The sequence below is a fragment of the Pseudomonas sp. LBUM1678 genome (genome assembly GCF_059695575.1).
Genome location: NZ_CP166775.1, coordinates 3,603,939 through 3,622,343, shown reverse-complemented (window position 1 = coordinate 3,622,343; position 18,405 = coordinate 3,603,939). Strand labels below are relative to the sequence as shown.

15 protein-coding genes and 2 pseudogenes are annotated in these 18,405 nt (G+C 59.9%); 3 read left to right on the top strand and 14 right to left on the bottom strand.

From position 1 onward, the window contains the following. Nucleotides 1–100: 100 nt before the first annotated feature. The 7 genes and pseudogenes from ACA070_RS16350 to ACA070_RS16320 all read right to left on the bottom strand — a co-directional run bounded on the left by ACA070_RS16350 (nt 101) and on the right by ACA070_RS16320 (nt 6,529). Nucleotides 101–1,054, bottom strand: a complete 954-nt coding sequence (locus ACA070_RS16350) for a D-2-hydroxyacid dehydrogenase family protein (RefSeq protein ID WP_497447481.1) — start codon at nt 1,052–1,054, stop codon at nt 101–103. A gap of 13 nt (nt 1,055–1,067) precedes the next feature. Beyond that, nucleotides 1,068–2,093: an alpha/beta fold hydrolase gene (locus ACA070_RS16345; RefSeq protein ID WP_497447480.1), complete on the bottom strand. Its 1,026-nt coding sequence runs from the start codon at nt 2,091–2,093 to the stop codon at nt 1,068–1,070. An 84-nt stretch (nt 2,094–2,177) separates the two neighbouring features. Further along, nucleotides 2,178–2,612, bottom strand: a complete 435-nt coding sequence (locus ACA070_RS16340) for a YqaA family protein (RefSeq protein WP_497447479.1) — start codon at nt 2,610–2,612, stop codon at nt 2,178–2,180. Continuing rightward, complete coding sequence (locus ACA070_RS16335; RefSeq protein WP_497447478.1) at nt 2,612–3,058, bottom strand: DUF411 domain-containing protein; 447 nt, start codon at nt 3,056–3,058, stop codon at nt 2,612–2,614. Before ACA070_RS16335 ends, ACA070_RS16340 begins: the two co-directional genes overlap by 1 nt. A gap of 270 nt (nt 3,059–3,328) precedes the next feature. After that, a pseudogene (locus ACA070_RS16330) lies at nt 3,329–3,853 on the bottom strand (methyl-accepting chemotaxis protein); the annotation flags it as partial. A 384-nt stretch (nt 3,854–4,237) separates the two neighbouring features. Further along, nucleotides 4,238–5,320, bottom strand: a pseudogene (locus ACA070_RS16325) (cache domain-containing protein); the annotation flags it as partial. A gap of 213 nt (nt 5,321–5,533) precedes the next feature. Then, on the bottom strand, nt 5,534–6,529 hold the full coding sequence (locus ACA070_RS16320; RefSeq protein WP_497447477.1) for an aldo/keto reductase: 996 nt from the start codon (nt 6,527–6,529) through the stop codon (nt 5,534–5,536). A 117-nt stretch (nt 6,530–6,646) separates the two neighbouring features. Between ACA070_RS16320 and ACA070_RS16315 the strand changes: the two genes are divergently transcribed. Next, nucleotides 6,647–7,573: a LysR family transcriptional regulator gene (locus tag ACA070_RS16315; protein ID WP_497447476.1), complete on the top strand. Its 927-nt coding sequence runs from the start codon at nt 6,647–6,649 to the stop codon at nt 7,571–7,573. On the opposite strand, the gene ACA070_RS16310 is transcribed toward ACA070_RS16315, so the two are convergent. The 6 genes from ACA070_RS16310 to ACA070_RS16285 form a co-directional block, all read right to left on the bottom strand. Next, the gene (locus tag ACA070_RS16310; protein WP_497447475.1) at nt 7,562–8,497 is read right to left on the bottom strand and encodes a GNAT family N-acetyltransferase; all 936 of its coding nucleotides are present in this window, start codon (nt 8,495–8,497) and stop codon (nt 7,562–7,564) included. The genes ACA070_RS16315 and ACA070_RS16310 overlap by 12 nt on opposite strands. Next, a complete protein-coding gene (locus ACA070_RS16305; protein ID WP_497447474.1) occupies nt 8,497–9,783 on the bottom strand; it encodes a phenylacetate--CoA ligase family protein in 1,287 nt (428 codons plus the stop codon). Before ACA070_RS16305 ends, ACA070_RS16310 begins: the two co-directional genes overlap by 1 nt. 52 nt (nt 9,784–9,835) lie before the next feature. After that, on the bottom strand, nt 9,836–12,238 hold the full coding sequence (locus ACA070_RS16300; protein WP_497447473.1) for an acyl-CoA reductase: 2,403 nt from the start codon (nt 12,236–12,238) through the stop codon (nt 9,836–9,838). A 1-nt stretch (nt 12,239) separates the two neighbouring features. Further along, nucleotides 12,240–13,370 carry a LuxE/PaaK family acyltransferase gene (locus ACA070_RS16295; protein ID WP_497447472.1) on the bottom strand — a complete coding sequence of 377 codons (1,131 nt, stop codon included), beginning with the start codon at nt 13,368–13,370 and terminating at the stop codon, nt 12,240–12,242. Between the two features lie 20 nt (nt 13,371–13,390). Next, entirely contained in the window at nt 13,391–14,632 is a 1,242-nt protein-coding gene (locus ACA070_RS16290; protein WP_497447471.1) for an MFS transporter, read from the bottom strand. Between the two features lie 277 nt (nt 14,633–14,909). Then, nucleotides 14,910–15,047 carry a hypothetical protein gene (locus tag ACA070_RS16285; protein WP_165557409.1) on the bottom strand — a complete coding sequence of 46 codons (138 nt, stop codon included), beginning with the start codon at nt 15,045–15,047 and terminating at the stop codon, nt 14,910–14,912. A gap of 157 nt (nt 15,048–15,204) precedes the next feature. Between ACA070_RS16285 and ACA070_RS16280 the strand changes: the two genes are divergently transcribed. After that, the gene (locus ACA070_RS16280) at nt 15,205–15,393 is read left to right on the top strand and encodes a hypothetical protein (RefSeq protein WP_130907255.1); all 189 of its coding nucleotides are present in this window, start codon (nt 15,205–15,207) and stop codon (nt 15,391–15,393) included. A 20-nt stretch (nt 15,394–15,413) separates the two neighbouring features. Here ACA070_RS16280 and ACA070_RS16275 read toward each other — a convergent pair whose 3' ends face one another. After that, nucleotides 15,414–15,785: a fe2+ zn2+ uptake regulation protein gene (locus ACA070_RS16275; RefSeq protein ID WP_497447470.1), complete on the bottom strand. Its 372-nt coding sequence runs from the start codon at nt 15,783–15,785 to the stop codon at nt 15,414–15,416. 243 nt (nt 15,786–16,028) lie between these two features. Between ACA070_RS16275 and pvdQ the strand changes: the two genes are divergently transcribed. After that, nucleotides 16,029–18,371 (top strand): bifunctional acylase PvdQ, encoded by a 2,343-nt coding sequence (gene pvdQ / locus ACA070_RS16270; protein ID WP_497447469.1) that lies wholly within the window; start codon nt 16,029–16,031, stop codon nt 18,369–18,371. Nucleotides 18,372–18,405 lie beyond the last annotated feature (34 nt).

The window sequence follows — 18,405 nt, the reverse complement described above, 5'->3', positions numbered from 1 at the left end:
GCGAGGTTGGACGTGAAACGGGCGCAGAGGATACGTGGTTTTCGCCTTCAGTATTGACTAACCGATTTACATCGGTCGATTGCGAGAGCGGCGGTGCGGCTTAGCTCAGAAGCCGAATCGGCTCACCGGCCGACCACGCCTGAATGTCCTCGATCATCTGTGAAAAGAACTGATGGTAGTTCTGTTGACTGACGTACCCGACATGGGGCGTCGCCAACACGTTGTCCAGCGTTCTGAAAGGATGATTCGCCGGCAATGGCTCCACGTCGAACACATCCAGTGCAGCCCCCGCCAGACGACTCTTCTGCAACGCCTTGATCAGCGCGGCCTCATCAACAATCGGCCCGCGGGCGGTGTTGACCAGCAGCGCCGAAGGTTTCATCCAGTTTAGCGCCTCGGCGTCGACCAATCCGCGGCTGCGATCACTGAGTACCAAGTGGACCGACAGTACATCGGCCTGCTCGAACAGCTGCTGCTTGCTGACATAGGTCACGCCCACTTCAGCAGCACGTTCAGCCGTGAGGTTCTCGCTCCACGCGATCACCCGCATCCCGAACACCTGACCGAACTGCGCGACACGTTGGCCGATGCTGCCAAGACCGAGGATCGCCAGCGTCTTGCCGTGCAAGTCGCCACCCAGGCCTTGCTGCCATTTCCCTGCGCGCAAGGCATTGGCTTCCACCACAAGATTGCGGGTCGCGGCCATGATCAGCGCCCAGGTCAGTTCCGGAGCGGCGTGTTTGTAGCTGTCGGTGCCACTGACCTGGATACCCAGCGCTGCAGCGGCCTTGAGGTCCAGCGCGGCATTGCGCATGCCGCCGGTGACCAGCAATTTGAGTGTCGGTAACTGGCGCAGCAGGTCTTCATCGAACCGGGTGCGCTCGCGCATCACGCAGATCACCTCGAATTTGCGCAGACGCTCAGCCAGGGTTTCGTTGTCGGCCGGGTAATCATGGATAAAACTCACTTCGCCGAGGCTGTCCAGCACTGACCAGTCGACCACGTCACGGGCCACGTCCTGCCAATCATCGATCACCGCAATCTGCACAGCCATCAGCCTTACCTCATCAACGAGCGGGATTGGATTTGTTCAGCCAGTCGAGCAGTGCCTGGTGGAATTGCGCCGGTTCTTCCATCTGCGGCGCGTGGCCCATGCCGGGGAATTCAACCAGTGTGGACTGGGGAATCAGTTTCGCCACTTGCTTGCCGAGCACGTCGTAATGACCGAGCTTCGCCTTGACCTCCGGGGAGGCAATGTCGCTGCCGATGGCCGTGGTGTCGGACATGCCGATCAGCAACAGCGTCGGCATCTTCAGGTCCTTGAATTCGTAGTACACCGGTTGGGTGAAGATCATGTCGTAGATCAACGCCGAGTTCCATGCCACTTGCGTGTGCCCCGGGCCTTTATTCAGGCCGGCAAGCATATCGACCCAGCGATCGAATTCGGGCTTCCAGCGGCCACCGTAATAGGTGTTGCGTTCGTAAGTGCGGATGCCGTCGGCGCTGAGTTTGAGTTCGCGCTCGTACCATTGATCGACGGTGCGATACGGCACGCCGAGGGCTTTCCAGTCTTCCAGGCCAATAGGGTTGACCAGCGCCAGTTGCTCGACCTGATCGGGATATTGCAGCGCATATCGGGTGGCGAGCATGCCGCCGGTGGAATGCCCGAGGAGGCTGGTTTTCTGGATGCCAAGGGCTTTGAGCAGTTGCTGGGTATTGGTCGCCAACTGCTGGAACGTGTACTGATAGTTGTCCGGTTTACTCGACGTGCAGAAACCGATCTGGTCCGGCGCAATGACCCGGTAACCGGCTTCGCTCAGGGCTTTGATCGAACTGTCCCAGGTGGCGCCGCAGAAGTTTTTGCCGTGCATCAACACCACGCTGCGCCCGTTGGCCTTGCCGTGGGCGGCGACGTCCATGTAACCCATCTGCAGGGATTTACCCTGGGACTCAAACGCGAAGTGCTTGACCGTGTAGGGATACTCGAACCCTTGCAGTTCCGGCCCGTATTCCGGGCCGTCAGCGTGGGCCAGAACAGGCAGTGCAGCCGTCAGGAACAGGCCGGGCAACCAGCGCGAGAGAACAAGGGACATGGGTGAACTCCGTAGGAAACGGCCGATGCTGGATCGGCATGATTAGGGCGACATTAAACACAGGCAATCGCCGCAGCTGATCGTTCAACCGATCCAGCCCAGCGTGGCCAGGGCCAGCACCCCATAACGAGCGCCCTTGGCGAGGGTCACGATCAGCAGGAACCGCCCAAGCGGCTCGCGCATGACGCCGGCCACCAGCGTCAGCGGGTCACCAATGATCGGCACCCAGCTCAGCAGCAATGACCAGTGACCATAGCGTTGATAGTGTTTTCGCGCGTGTTCCAGATGGCGCGGGCTGACCGGGAACCAGCGCCGGTCGCGAAACTGTTCGATGCGCCGGCCGAGCCACCAATTCACCACTGAGCCGAGGACATTGCCCAGCGTCGCGACCGCCAGAAGCGACCACAGCCAATACTGTTCGCTGAGCAACAGCCCCACGAGCAGCGCTTCGGACTGTAGCGGCAGCAAAGTCGCAGCACCGAATGCCGCAAAGAAAAGCCCGATGTACGCGCCGCCCATCAATGGGCAGGGTAGTCCGCCACCACCACATCAGTGCCGTCTTTTTTCAGGCCGATCACTTGATAAGCATCGCTCATGCCGTCCATTTCCATGCCGGGCGAGCCCATCGGCATGCCCGGTGCCGCAACACCCAGCAGGTCATCGCGTTTGCTCAAGGCCAGGACTTGATCCGCCGGAACGTGGCCTTCGACGAATTTACCGTTGATGAGGCCAGTGTGGCAGGACGCCAGGCGCGGAGGCACGCCGTGCTGTTGCTTGAATTCGCTCATGTTGGATTCGACGTGGTCTTCAACCTTGAAGCCATTGGCTTCGAGGTGGCTGATCCATTTTTTGCAGCAGCCGCAGTTGGCGTCACGGTGGACTTCGATCGGGACCAGGTCGGCGGCCTGGGCCAGGGAGGAGATAAAAAGGGCGCTCAAGGCGACCAGACGCAGGTGGTTTCGCATGGGGGGATCTCGTCTCGGGGTTGCAGCCAAAAAGATGCATTTTGACCATTTTTTGCCGCGAAGAGATACGAGGTTGTTTCGAAGTAATACCGCCCAACCAAGTTGCACCGCATTCCTTGTAGCAGCTGGCGAAGCCTGCGTCCGGCTGCGCAGCAGTCGTAAAATCTGAACCCGCGGTGCAACAGACAGACCGCACATTCCGGATTTACGACTGCTGCGCAGCCGGACGCAGGCTTCGCCAGCTGCTACAGGTTTAGCGATGGGCGCATATTAACGCACCTTGAACCGCCCCATAATCGCGCTGACGCGAGCGTTGGCTTGCAGCAGTTGTTGGGTATTGAGTTCGCTGGCCTGACCGCTTTTCACCAGTTCATCCACCATGTGGCGGATCTGCACCATGCTGCGGTTGATCTCTTCGGTCACCGCGCTTTGCTGTTCGGCGGCGGTGGCGATCTGCGTGCTCAGGCTGTTGATGTGGCTGACCGAACCGGCCATTTCATCCAGCCCCGTGTTGACCCGCGCCGTGGCATCGGCGGCGGACTGGCAACTGGCCTGGGTATTTTCCATGGCGCTCACTGATGAACTCACGCCTTGGGTCAGGCGCTTGAGCATTTCATTGATTTGCGAAGTGCTGGCCTGCGTGCGAGCGGCGAGGGCGCGCACCTCATCGGCAACCACCGCGAAACCGCGACCTTGCTCACCGGCCCGGGCCGCTTCGATCGCGGCGTTGAGTGCCAGCAAGTTGGTCTGGCCGGCAATGGCGCCAATCACCCCGAGAATCTCGGTGATGCGTTGCGCATCCTCCTGCATGCTTTCGACTTTATGAGTGGCGCTCGCCACTTCGCCGATCAAGGCGATCACGCTGCTGGACGCTTCGCCGACGACGACGCGCGAACGGTCAGCGTTTTCGTTGGCGCGCTGGGTGAAGGCAGCCGTTTCTGCGGCGTTCTGCGCGACGCTCTCGGCGGTCGAACTCATCTCGGTGATCGCCGTGACCGTTTGATCGGTTTCAGAGGCATGGCGCACCAGAATCTGGCTGGTGTGGGCGGAGGTGCGTTGCAGGTTGTCCAGGCTGGACGCCATCGCGCCGGTGGCCTGGGTGACTTCGCCGATCATGTTCTGCAAGTAGACGATGAAGGCGTTGACCGAGTGCCCGATGGCGCCCAGTTCGTCTTCGGCGCGGATGGTGATGCGCTTGGTCAAGTCGGCATCGCCAGCGGACAGTGCGTCGATGTTGGCCTTCAGAATTCTCAAGCGCTGGACCAGTTGGCGAATCGCGTAGATTTGCAGCAGTGCCAGCAGGATCACCATCGGGATTTGCAAAAGGCTCAAGGTGCTGAGCACATCGTCACGCTGGGCGGTGATCAGCTTGGTCGGCAGGGCTGTGGCGAGGAACCACGGGGTTCCTTCGATCGGGCGCATGAAGAAGGTGCTGGCTTCACCGTTGTTATCGAACTCGACCCGCTGCGACTGATCACGGTTTTGCAGGCCAGCCTTTACTTGGCTGGCGAAGGGCGAGTTGCCGGCCAGTTCGCTGATGTTTTTCAGCACGATCGGCCCACTGATCCGCGAGCTGTTGCTGATGATCTTGCCGTCAGCCTCGACGATCAGCATTTCTGCGCCGAGGTCTTTTTCCTTGCGCGCGATCAGGTCATTGAAGAAGCCCAGGGTCACGTCGATGGTCGAGACGCCATACGCCGCGCCATTTTTCTGAATGGCCATGGCGCAGTTTGTCCGCGGCTCGGCGCTGGCATCATCTTTATAGGCTGCAGCCCAGGCGCATTGGCCGCGCGGGGTTTGCATGCCGCCCTTGTACCAGGCCTGGTCGTAATAATTGGGGGCGGCGTCACTGTTCCAGAATGTATTGATCGCCAGCTTGCCCGTGGCATCGCGGTGCCAGAAGGTGCTGAATTTGTTGCGTCCGGCCTCACGCTGGCCGGGCAGCGGCCAGATCCCGCCACCGAACACCTTCAACTCACCGTACTGATCGACCAGGCCGGGCAGCACCGTGTCGATGGCGGCGCTGTCGAGCAACGGAATGGTCTGGGTGATGCTGCGTTGTTGGGCCTGAACCTTGTTCAGTTCGCCCTGGATTTGCTCGGCCACTTCGGCGATGCGGTTGAGGGCCACCTGTTCTTCAGTGTGGCGAAGTTTAGGGGCGACCAACTGGCTGATGCCAACCACTGTCAGGACGAATAACAGCAGGATAAACAGGACCAGAAACAGCGTATAGCGAGCCTGGATGGTGCGGAATGCGGGCATGGAACCGGTCCTTGTGCAGCGTTTTTATTGTGGTTTTCGATCAAAAGATCGGCGCTTCGAAGGGCTATCGGCCTGCAACAGGCGAGCTTTAGGTACGAACGTACAAGAATGGGGCAGGGGGACGGACGGTCAGGGCTTGAAAGGTGTCAATATCGAGGTCCTGACGCTCGGAAGTGCTGGCCCACTCAGCTTGTGGAGTGGGCCAGGCGTCGGTTACCGGTCAAGCAACTTCATGACTTCCTCTGGATAGCGCAAGCCCGCGGTGGCATTGGCCGGGAAGATCGCTTCCAGTGCGTGCAGTTCGTTGCGGCTGAGCTTCACCTCCAGTGCGGCGACATTCTCTTCAAGGTATTTACGCTGTTTAGTCCCTGGAATCGGGATCAGGTAGTCACCCTGCGCCAACACCCAGGCCAATGCCAATTGGCCTGCTGTTACACCTTTGTCGGCTGCCAAGGCCTGCACTCGCTGCACCAGCAACAGGTTTTTCGCAAAGTTTTCCCCTTGAAAGCGCGGGCTGAAGCGTCGGTAATCATCGGCAGCGAAGTCATCCGGGCTTGTCAGTGCGCCCGTCAGAAAGCCGCGACCCAATGGGCTGTAGGGGACAAACGCAACGCCCAGGCGCTGGCAGGCGGCCAGGCAACCGTTCTCTTCCTGATCGCGACTCCACAGCGAATATTCACTTTGCAGAGCGCTGATGGGATGAACCTTGTGCGCCCGTTCCAGGGTAGCCACTGACGCCTCACTCAAACCCAGGTAACGCACCTTGCCGGCTTTCACCAACTCGGCCATGGCGCCGACGGTTTCTTCGATGGTCACCTGCGGGTCGATCCTGTGCTGGTAATACAAATCCAGGGTTTCAACGCCCAGGCGTTTAAGCGTGCCGTCGATAGACTTGCGGATGTAGTCCGGTCGACCGTTGACGCCCCGTGCGTCGGGGTTGGACGGATCGCGGACAATGCCGAACTTGCTGGCCAGGAATACCTGCTCGCGCTTGCCGACAATGGCCTTGCCGATCAGCTCTTCGTTGGTGTGCGGGCCGTACATGTCAGCGGTGTCGAGCAGGTTGATCCCCAATTCCAGCGCCCGATGCAGAGTGGCGGTGGCTTCGCGGGTATCGACACCGGTCGTATAGAAATCGGTCATGCCCATGCAGCCCAGACCGATGGCAGAAACCTGCGGGCCGTTTTTGCCCAATTGACGTGTTTGCATGAAATCAACTCCCTGTGGTGTAAGCCCCCAGTGTTGACCTCGACAGAAACAAGATAAACCGGCTAAAACTGCTATCACTGTTTGTAATTTCTAAATAATCATCCGGATCACCTGACAATGGACCGTTTTAACGCCATGCGCGTGTTCACCCGAATCGTCGAGCTGGGCGGCTTTGCCAAAGCGGCGGACAGCCTGCAGTTGCCCCGCGCTTCGGTGACTATCCTGATCAAGCAACTTGAGGCGCATCTTGGCGTGCAACTGCTGCAACGGACCACGCGGCAGATCAGTCTGACCCTCGACGGCGCCGCCTATTACCCCCGGTGCGTGCGATTGCTGGCCGACCTGGAGGAAACCGAAGCGGTGTTTTCCGCCGCCCACCACAATCCCAAAGGTTTGCTGCGCGTGGACATGCCGTCCGGGATCGGGCGCCTGATCGTGATTCCGGCATTGCCGCAATTCACCCGCCGCTATCCATTGATCGAACTGGACATCGGGTTGAATGACCGTCCTGTCGACCTGATCCGAGAGGGCGTCGACTGTGTGCTGCGCGGCGGTTCAGCACTGGATGATTCGCTGGTGGCGCGGCCGCTGGTCATGCTGGACCAGGTGACCTGCGCCAGCCCGGAGTACCTGCAACGCCACGGCTCGCCTCAACATGTGGCTGACCTTGAGGGCCATCTGATGGTCGAGTATTTCTCCAGCACCACCGGCAAGCGTTACGGGCTGGAGTTCGTGGTCGATGGCCAGCTCCAGCTGGTCGACCTGCCCAAGCACGTGTCGGTCAACAGTGCCGACGGTTACCTGGCCGCTTGTGAGGCAGGCTACGGATTGATCCAGACACCTTACTACCACGTCGCCCGCCAGCTGAATGAAGGGCGATTGTGCGAAGTATTGAAAGCGACCCCACCACCGGGGATGCCGTTGACGGCGCTCTATCCCCCACACCGCCAGTTGTCCCGGCGGGTGAGGGTGTTTGTCGACTGGCTGGTGGAGCTGTGCGCGCAGCCGGGCAATGACTTTCACAGAAAAGACTCAAGCGGCTGAGCGAGCGCTGCCCAGTGTTTCGGTGTTGCGCTGCAAGCCGTCGTGCAACTGTTGCATGTAGGGGCAATGCAGGTTGAGGGGCCGAGGTTGCGCCCCTCGATGAAACAGTGCGAACCATCCATGACTGCCGGCCGCGGGCATCAACCCGGTGAAGGTGAAACCAAGCCGCGTCAAGCCGCGCAGGTCCTCGGCAAAGTGCTGCGACAACGCCAGTCGGGTCGAGATCATCCAGTGACCGGGTAATTGCCGGACCTGTTCGAGCAGGCGTTTGCTCAAGCGGTGAATGACCATGTCGAAGCGGTGGTGGTGTTGCGTGATCTGCAAGGGCAGCGAAGGGGGTGTTGTGGTTTGCGGGTGAGTCCCGAACAGCGAACACATGTGCTGCATAAACCCCCGGTAGCGCTCGGGCCAGGGAATGTCGGGGAGCGGCCGCGCGTGACCGTCGACCAGGTAGCAACCCATCACGATGGTTTCCGGGTGCGGCTCGGCGAACGGCGAAGGAACGTAGTCGGGAAGCACGCCCGTGCTGTGGAAGCCAATGTTTGCGGCCATGCGTTGCGTGTAGGGATGGTGGGTCACTTGTTTGATCAGGACGCTGTTGAAACCCAGCGGCCCTGCCTGCAACAGTAGCTCCCGGCCCAGACGGGTCGCGATACTGTGTCCCTGCGCGGCAGGATGCACCACGCTGAGGGCCAGTTCTGCGGTCTGCGGCGACGCGTCATGGCACAACGCGGCATGCCCGAGAACCCGTACGTCGTCCACCGCCAGCATTGATTTCCAGCGTCCGTCGGCAATGTGCTGGCTGATCATGTCCGGCAGGTAAACATCCGGTTGAACGTAATGATCGCCATAGACCTCGCGAAACAACTGACTCACGGCGCGGGCGTCGGAAGGGCGATAGCGTCGAAAAATCAGATGAGACATCACGCAATCTCCGGCGATGGCGCGTCATAGATGCGCAAGTCCAGAACCCGCATCTGCTTGCCCGAACGAGGGTGAAGCTTCAGTTCGGTGACGGTGCAGGACAGCACCCGCAACTCCAGCAGCCCTTCACGATTCAGATGCTCGAGCGCGGGGTAGTGGGCCACAAGCGCTTCATACAGCGCCTGGCACATCGCAGCGGTGGCCACGGTTTTAGCATCAGGCACCCATTTCACGCTCACGATGTCCTTGTAGCCGTCATGTTCGATACGCAATTGCCATTGGTCGGTGTCAGCAACGCGCTGGACGATCTGCTGCATTTCGTCGATCAACAACGACATCGACCCCACCCGAACCCGCTGACTATGGGCACTGCGTCCCTTGAGGGCGAATTTGCGCATCGGGGTTGTGCCAGGCTCACGCCAGCAGGCGCGGTCGCCTACCGGATAACGCAGCAGTGGCATGAGCCGGCGTGTCAGGTTGGTCACCACCAGCAACCCGGTGCGGTCGCATTCGTCGATGACTTCACCGGTGAGCTCATCGACGATCTCCAGCAAGGTCTGTGGTTCAAACACCCGATGCTCGCCCAGAGCGCAGTCGCGGCTGGTGGCCCCGATCAGGCCCGCATCGACGCTGGCGTAGCCGATTGAGGCGATGCGCACGTTGGGAAAAACCTGGGTGAGAATTGCCAATTGCGGACCGAACAGGCTTTCGCCGCCGTACAGCAACGTATCAACCCCACACAGCACTCGCCGATGCTGGGTCAGGTACGCCGCGAAGCGCAGTAACTGCGCCGGCACGCCGACCAGCACGTTGATCCGGTGCTGATCAAGCGCATCGGCCAGGACGTCCATGCTGACTTCGCCGGTGAACGGAAACTCACAGATGGAGCGTTTGACGTGCGCCAGCGAGTCGTGGATGAACAGAAAACTGGCGTAGAGATCGCCGGAAAAGAACAGGTTGGCGACCCTGTCGCCGTTCTCCAGTTGAGAGGAGACACTGTCTCCAAAGGTACTGACCAAGGCCTGCCACTCGCTGGTCGAGTAGACCGTCAGTTTGCCGTGGCTGGTCGATCCGCCTGTTTTGAATACCAGCGCGTCATCGATTTGGCCGGTCAGCACAGGCCACTCATTCAGGTCGTTACTGTCAGCCCAGTAGTCGGCCACGTTGGTGAGCGGCAAGTCTTTTAAAGTAATACCTTCTGCCGGTAAATGGCTCAGGTGGGTGCGGTAGAAGTTTGAATGCTGCCTTATGTAAGGCACGAGTTGTTCAAGCGAAGTTGTTTTCACTGGGTTCTCTTTTTTATCAGGCGTGTTAATGGTTAAAAGACAAACAATCAGTTTATTTTCTATTGTCGATCACCAAAGGTGTTTTTCCGCTGTGGTTGTTTCTGGTGAACTTGGATTCAGCACACTCGTGAACTTCCACTGTTAAAAGCGCAGCGTTCACGGCATTGGCCAGTGCTTCATGGGTCAATAATTTTTCATAAACCTTTTCGGCCGCCAGGTTCGCTGAAACTTTCAGCCGCTCCCTGCCATCGGGGGCGTGGTCCAGGACCAGTTGCACAGGCATGCCGACGCTATCTTGCAGCGCCAACGGTGAAATGAATTCCGTGCCCATCCGTATCAGCTTGCCGTGGCGCTGCAGCAATTCGAATCGCGGAGCGTCAAGTCCGCACGGGCAGGCTCCGGGGACCCAGCGCCCGGTGTCGCCAACGTCACACCGGCGCACTTCCTGGCCTTGCCGGGCTCGGGAGGTGAATAGCAGCCGGCCGATCTCATTGCCCTGCACCGGCACATCGTGTTCGAGGTGCACGATTTCCAGATGCTGGGTATCGCACATCAAATGAAAGACGCCGTCCTTTGTTGCCGTGCAGGCATGCCCCAGCGGGCCCGCATCGACCGAGCCATAGATCGCCGAGCGGATCGTAGTGACCCCGCAGCTTTCCATCAGGCGAAGGCTGGCCTGGCCGGGGTGCTCACCGCCGAGGAATACTTTGCCGATGCCGGCGTACGCGCGGAGCAGGCTTTGTTCATTGAAAAACAGCCGATGCAACGTACTTGGCATGCCGATCAACACGGTAATTCGGTGGTCCACAATCAGCTGGGCAATTTCGCTGAAATCATCATGCTGCGGCGCGCCCATGGGGAAATGCGTAGCGCCCATCTGTTCCAGCACCTTGGTGAAGCTGGAGAAACCTCCATACAGGCTGCCGCCGTAAAACAGGTTCATCACCCGGTCCGTTGAAGGGTCGAGGCCGGCGGCAAACATCCCGTCAGCCGCGGCGCGCATCTGCCGTTGAAAGTCGTGGTAGCTGAACCCGGCCAGGGCCGGCGTGCCGCTGCTTCCCCCGGAGCGGAAATACAGCTGTGCCGTGGCGTTGATCGGCTGGGTCATGAACGTATTTTTGTCCATGATCGGTTCATGACGTGTATCGGGCGCGGTGGGTAGCGCATCAAGCGTTGCCCGGCCCGGCACGGCCTCCGGCGTCAGACTCACCGAGAGGCGACGACTGAAGCGTGACAGCGCGTAGACGCCGTCATGGGGTTCGCCGGGGTAGCCGTCATGAATCAACCCGCACGGCGCGATACGCGTGACACCGGCGTTGACCAGCGTCCGCACCAGCCCAGGCGTCTCTGCCGGAGCGCACATCAACGCGCAGCTTTGCAGGACCGTGCGCCAAGGCAATAGCGTCTCGGCGATCAAATGTTGCGGCACGGGTTTGAGCAGCAGCGTGCGAAACAGCGGCGAGGGCGCGAGCGTTTGGTGGTGGTCCCAGATGACTCGCCATCCTTCGCCGGCCCAGACCTTGCCGGTCTGGTTCGCAAAGCAATGTTCCAGTTTCGCCATGGCGGTGCGGGTGGTGATCTCGGAGGCCTCCTGATCTGTCGGAACCAGCGCCGGCCACTGCGAGGCGCGGCGTGCGAAGGCTTCAGCCAGGCGTTCACCCACGTCCAGCAAAACTGCCGGATCGCTGCTGTCCACCAACAGCCATTGCGGGCTGGAACACGCTTGCTGATCGAGACTGCACACCTCATCCACCAACGCGTCCAGCGTCGATGGACTCGCAGCGTCCGGCGACAGGTACGCGAAACTGATCCTGTGGCCCCAATCGATCCAGCGACACCCGGCCGGGATCTGCTGACGAATCGCCTTGAGTGCCTTTTCACCGCCCCAGGCGGCGACACCATCGGCGTGCATACAGAGTTGTGCGATCCGAGCGGTGTCGACCGGCAGCACCGCAATGAAGTCAGCTAGCTTGCCGCTGGTGTCGCAGTGCACCAGCGCCGCGAGTAACCGGGCGGTCAATCCGTCATCGCTTGAACTGGGGCGCAGCCAGTTGATATTGCCGGCCAACAGGCTTTCCAGGACCGCGCAGAACGCCAGCATCGGCGCATTGCCCGGCGTCACGTGCACCACCAGTCCCAGCGGGTGCCAGCTTTCAAAACACGCTTGCCGGTAATCGATCCGCCGCAGCGAACGCGGTTGCACACCGAGCTCTCGCTCAAGCTTGGTGCCAAGGTTGCTGCGCTGGCAGAAGTCGACAAGCCCCAGTCGTTGATCGTTGTCGAGGGACACATCCAGCCTGTCCGCCTGCAATTGCAGGGCAAACCGGGCCGCTGCGTCGATCACGGTGTCGCTGTCGATCGGCGCACTCAGCAGTCGCGGCAGTTGTGGGTGCAGCGCCTCGAGCGCTGCTTCGAGGGTGATATCGTCACGCAGTTCGCCATTGATCAAGTACATGTCAGGCTCCTCCAATCAGTTCAGACGCGGCCATCGCGCAGCTTCGGCTGGCGGTCGTGCCAGCGCGTCCATGCAGTTCAAACCAGTCGGTCTTCAAGCCGCACCCGCAGCTTGCACCGGGGTGCAACGTCGCCAGATCCCCCATGACCACGGCGTGCGCGGGGCTGGACGAAATGTACGGCGACACGAACGCCAGCAAGCCGCGCCGGCCGTAGGGCTGGACGCTGAAATCGGAGGGATTGCGCACGAAGACCTTCGAGTAAACCGGCACATGAAAATGCTGGCGAGCACACTGGATGTAGGGCACGGCATGCTCGACAGCGCCGTAGCCGTCACGGCAGCGGGACAGGTCGATACCCAGTTGGCGGTTGATCCGCTCATACAACTGCGCCAAAGGAATCTCCTGCGCCGCCTGGGTTTTCCAGCCGCCACCAAGAAACACCAGTGACTCGGCCGGTAGCCTCAGGTCCGCCACGCCGGTGTCTTCCATGTGTTGCAATGCGTGGGACAGGAAGGCCGGGAAGCCGAGAATGCGCACAGGCAAACCTTCTTCGGCAAACGCCTGCAAGGCGCTGATCACCCCGAACAGATCGAACTCATGACCGTTGCCAGTCAGGCGCAATCCATAAGCGATACGGTTGACCGGCGCATAGCTGCACAGAAACTGGTCGGTGTAGGCAGTGCCCAACGTGATCGCAGCCTTGGGTTCATAGCTCAAGAGCAAGTAATTGCAGGGACTGTGCGGAGTGTCCCAGCCGTAATGGCGAAAAATGTGGCTCACCATGCCTTGGGCAGCGGCCATGCTGCGTTGGTCGTAGCGCAGGCGACTTTTCTGGCCGCTGGTGCCGGACGATGTCAGTTCCAGCGCGCCTTCGCCTGTGGGGCCGTACAACAAGTGACGTTTGAAATAGTTGGCGAAAATCGGCGGCAGTCTTGACCAGTCATCCAGCGTCTCCAGGTCCTGCGTATCGAGGCCGTTGGTATTGAGCCAGCGCTCATAGCCAGGCGTTTGGTGACAGTGGAACAGGCTGATTTCCCTCATGGCCCGGTCGAACAGGCCTTCAGGCACGGATTCCAGGCAATAAGGTTGCGTTAACGCGCAAAGCGCATCGGTGTGGGGTAAATGGATCATCAAAGGACCTATCGGGTGGGTCAGGCAGCAAGCGGGAGGTGGGAGCGCCGCAGGAACAGGCGCAAGGGCAGCAGGCACATGAGCCCTGCGATACCTGCCATCAGGGCGAAGGATTCGTGGCTGTCACCGGCGCCGGCCGCCGCGATCAGTGAGCCGCCGCCGCCCATGACGGCGATTGAAATCATGCCGATCATGGCCGAGACCAGCCCTTTGCTGTCATCGCTTGAAAACAACGCGAGCCGGTACAGAGCGGCATTGCTCATGCCAAGGCCGACGGCGTAAAGCGCCAGGGCGCAGATCAGCACGGGTGTCGACGCGCCGTAGAAACCAATGACAAGCAAGGCAATGAGCCCGCCGCAAAATGGCCACAGCGCGTATCGAATCAATTGCGGCAGGTCAGTGTTGGTAATGAGTCGGTTGAGGATCAGATTGCCGAGAATGACCGCCGCAAACACCGGGATCTGCCACAGGCCGTAGTGCAGAGGTGAAAGCCCCTGATTGTGGATCAGCAGGAGTGGCGCCAGTCCGATCCAGGCAATCAGGGGCAGGCTCATGACCCCCAGCGCAACAGAGGCGCTGACAAATCGCGGGTTGCCGAGCAGCGCGGCATAACGGCGCACGGTGCCGCGCCATTCAAACGGCACGGGCGTCAGTCGCTGACCGTCATGGCGCAGGGTCCCCACGGTTTCCGGCATGAACACATAAAGCCCGAGCCAGACCAGCAGGCCGCCAACACCCAGCAGTAAAAACAGCTCCCGCCAGGAGAGCCATTCCAGCAGCAGACTGCCGAGCAACGGCCCCAGGAGCGGCGAGAGCAGCGCAACGTTCCCCAGCAACGCCATGATTTTTACCGCGTCGGCTTCGCAGAACACTTCCTGCAACGCCGGGTAACTGACCGCGATGACAAATCCCAGCCCCATGCCCTGAATCAGTCGCAAGCCATTGAACGCATGGATACTGTTCACGCCGAACGCTGCGGCACAGGCCAGGGCGAATACCGCGCAACCGATGAGCAACATCGGCCGGCGACCGAAGTGGTCCGACAGCGGGCCAATCAGCCATTGCAGGAGAATCCCGCCCGCCAGATAGAGATTGAAGGCGTAGGGGACATGACGCGCGCTGGCATTCAGTTCATCAGTGACGGTCAACATGGCGGGCATGATCATGTCGCTGGCCATGTAAGTCAGAAGTTCAAACAGCGTAATTGCAAGGCAGAAGCCGAACACATGATAGGGGCTGATGTTTATTAGAGGTTTGTGCATGGCATCCCTGTTCTTCTTCCTGAAGTTAATTAACGGGTCTTATTGCGATGCGCCACGATAATCAAACGAGTATGAATACCTCAAACAGACTATTAAGACTGAAAGCTTCAATAGTTTTCGCCAGGTTTCGATGCAGGGCGGGAAGAAAAACAGAAGTGAAAATGCACGTACGAAAAATGCCCGCGACAAGGCGGGCATTTATTCTTCAGTGACTGGATGTGGTTCTTTTCTTACGTATGAATGTTCAATTAATTACGCGCTATGACCTGAGCAACCGTTATCGATGCTGGTAATAACCCGGTCCACCGCGATCGTAATGGTGGTCGCCATGCCAGCCGCCGTGGGGGAAAACGATGCAGCCGCTCAGGGTCAGCAGAGCGAGCAGGGGAATCAGCAGTGTGATTCGACGGAACATTTGAAAATCCTCATGGTTATCGCCGCAATAAAGCCAAATCTCTTCATCGGCTGTAACATGAGACCCCGTTTGCAGCGTCCCATTCCCGCACAAAGGTAGGGGCTTGGCATGCTTTCAGATACAAACCGGATACATTTTTCAGGTTCAGGAACTCGCAATGACTCAGTCGCAACGTTTGAAATACTCGATTCTGATCTCTCTGGTGGTGCTGGGGATCATGTTCGGCCTTTCGTATCTGCAGAACACCGGCGTCATCAGCGAGAAGCTGTTTCAGTACATCGCCATCGGCGTGGCGGTGGTCGTGGTGGTGATCAATGGCGTGATGCGTCGCAAGGTCAAGCCTTGAGCGACGCACCTTTGAGCTGATCAGTCGCGATGAAGCAGGGCTACAGCGTCTGGATGCAGGCTGTAGCTTTTGTCCGCATTGAGTGTGATCACGCCTTCGCTGCACAAGCGTTTCAACACTTCTCGCACACTGAGAAAGGACAGGGGAATATCCAGGTCCAGCAAATGGCTGTGCACGCCGCGCACGCCCAGGCTGCGCTCGCTTTCGGCGGCGACCAGCAAGGCGTCGATGACTTTGAGGCGAATCAGGCTGGTTCGCAGGCCAAAGCTTTTGAGCAGCAATCTGATCCGCTCGTTGCCATTGCGCTCGCCCCGTTGACTGAAAACACCGGAGCCCATGGCTGAGCCCTTTGGCGCGTTACCACCGTCCGTTGGCAGTTGCGAGTTGTACATGCAAAAACTCCTTTTCCGAGCCGGCCAGGAAATGTGATGGGTGCTCTCATTCAATAAGACGTACGAGCACGACAAATAATGAAGGCTCGAATGTAGAAAATTCGTCACCGTCACGTCAGCAGCCTGTGAGATGGGTGGATAAAGCGCCTTTCAGGGCCTAAATTTTTGTCGTGGGTTTCGTTCCTAGGGTAGGCGCGGTGCGTGTTTGACGCAGGGTGTTTGTCTTTTCGATCAGGAGCGAGCGTGATTATTTCCAGGCAATTAACCAGGTTGAGCCTTGCGGGCATGTTGGTGGGGCTGAGTCTTGCGGCAAACGCACGCGGTACGCCCGAGCCGGCGAGCGCCGACATTCGCCGCACCAGTTTCGGCGTGCCGCATATTCGTGCCGCAGACGAGCGCGGGCTCGGTTATGGCATCGGTTACGCCTACGCTCAGGACAACCTGTGCTTGCTGGCCAATGAGATTGTCACCGTCAATGGCGAGCGTTCACGCTATTTCGGCCCGAATCAGATGACGGTCGAAGAGCGCGAGAACGTGGTCAGCGACCTGTTCTTCACCTGGCTCAATACCCCTGAAGCCGTCGCCGGATTCTGGAAGGCGCAAACCCCGCAAGTGCGTGACCTGGTGGAAGGTTATGTCGCGGGGTACAACCGCTCGCTGACCGAACGTCGCGCACAGGGTTTGCCGCAGCAGTGCCAAGGCGAATGGGTACGGGACATCACCTCGCAGGACCTGGTCAAGTTGACCCGCCGTCTGTTGGTCGAAGGCGGAGTAGGGCAGTTCGCCGAAGCACTGGCCGGCGCCACTCCACCACAAGCCGTCGCTCAAGTGGGTGATGCGTCGTCATTCCAGGTGGCAGCCTCGCGCATGCAGCGCTTTGCCCTGGATCGTGGCAGCAATGCGGTGGCGGTTGGCAGCGAGCGTTCGTTCAATGGCCGCGGGATGTTGCTGGCCAACCCGCATTTTCCGTGGATCGGCGGAATGCGCTTCTATCAGATGCACCTGACCATTCCCGGCAAGCTGGACGTGATGGGCGCGGCGTTGCCGGGGCTGCCGATGATCAACATCGGTTTCAACCAGCACCTGGCGTGGACCCACACCGTGGACACGTCCAAGCATTTCACCCTGTATCGCCTGCAACTTGATCCCAAGGATCCGACCCGCTATCTGCTCGACGGCAAGTCGCTGCCGATGGACAAGCAGACCGTGACGGTCAACGTGAAACAACCCGATGGCCAGACCCAGGCGGTGTCCCATGTGGTCTACAGCTCGCAGTTCGGCCCGATCGTGCAGTGGCCCGGCAAACTCGACTGGGACAAGCAATACGCCTACAGCCTGCGCGATGCCAACCTGGAAAACGACCGGGTGTTGCAGCAGTGGTACGCGATGAACCAGGCTACCAGCCTCAAGGATTTGCAGGCCTCGGTGCACAAGCTTCAGGGCATCCCTTGGGTCAACACCCTGGCGGTGGATAATCAGGGGCAGACGCTGTACATGAACCTGTCGGTGGTGCCGAATGTCAGTGCCGACAAACTGGCCAAGTGCAGCGACCCGCGCGCCGGGTTGCAGATGATCGTGCTCGACGGTTCCAACAGCGCCTGTGCCTGGGACATCGACCCGAACGCGGCGCAAAAAGGTATCTATGCGGCGGACAAGTTGCCGCAACTCTTGCGCAAGGACTACGTGCAACACTCCAACGACTCTGCGTGGATGGCCAACCCGGCGCAACCGCTCACCGGTTTCTCGCCCCTGATCAGTCAGGAAGGCCAGCCACTGGGCCTGCGCTCGCGTTTTGCCCTGGATCGCTTGAGCACGCTGAGCAAGGCCGGCCCGGTCTCGGCGGCGGATTTGCAACGGATGGTGATGGACGATCAGGTGTACCAGGCCGGGCAAGTGATGCCGGACCTGCTGCAGGTTTGCGCCGGTGGTCCGGGTGCCGATGCCGCAGCGCTCGCTCCGTTGTGTGCGAGCCTCAAAGCGTGGGACCGCAGCGCGAATCTGGACAGCGGGCTCGGGCTTGTACACTTCCAGAATGTCATGGAACCGTTGCAGCAAGTCCCGGGCATCTGGCGGGTGGCGTTCGACCCGAAAGATCCGGAGCATACGCCACGTGGCCTGGCGCTCGATAATCCGCAGGTTACGAAGGCGATTCGCGAGGCGATGCTGGCGTCGGTGGAACAGGTCAAGAAACTGGGGCTCAAGGATGACAGCCGCTGGGGCGACATTCAGGTGGTCAGCAGCGGTGGCCAGCAGACGCCGATCCACGGCGGGCCGGGCACGCTGGGCGTCTACAACGCCATCCAGAGTGTGCCGAGAACCGATGGCAAACTCGAGGTCGTCAGCGGCACCAGCTATTTGCAGGTGGTGACCTTTGATGACAACGGGCCGCACGCCCAAGGCCTGCTGGCGTTCTCGTTGTCCAGCGACCCGACGTCGAAGTATTCCCTGGACCAGACCCTGGCGTTTTCGAAGAAGCAGCTAAGCCCGTTGCCCTTCACCGAGCAACAGATCACCGCGGATCCGCAGTACCAGGCGCAGACGATCCGTGAGCAGGATGAAAAGGCCGGGAAGGTGGCCGCTCAGTAAGAAGAGGGTGGTTCAAGCGAAAAAAAGGCCGCAC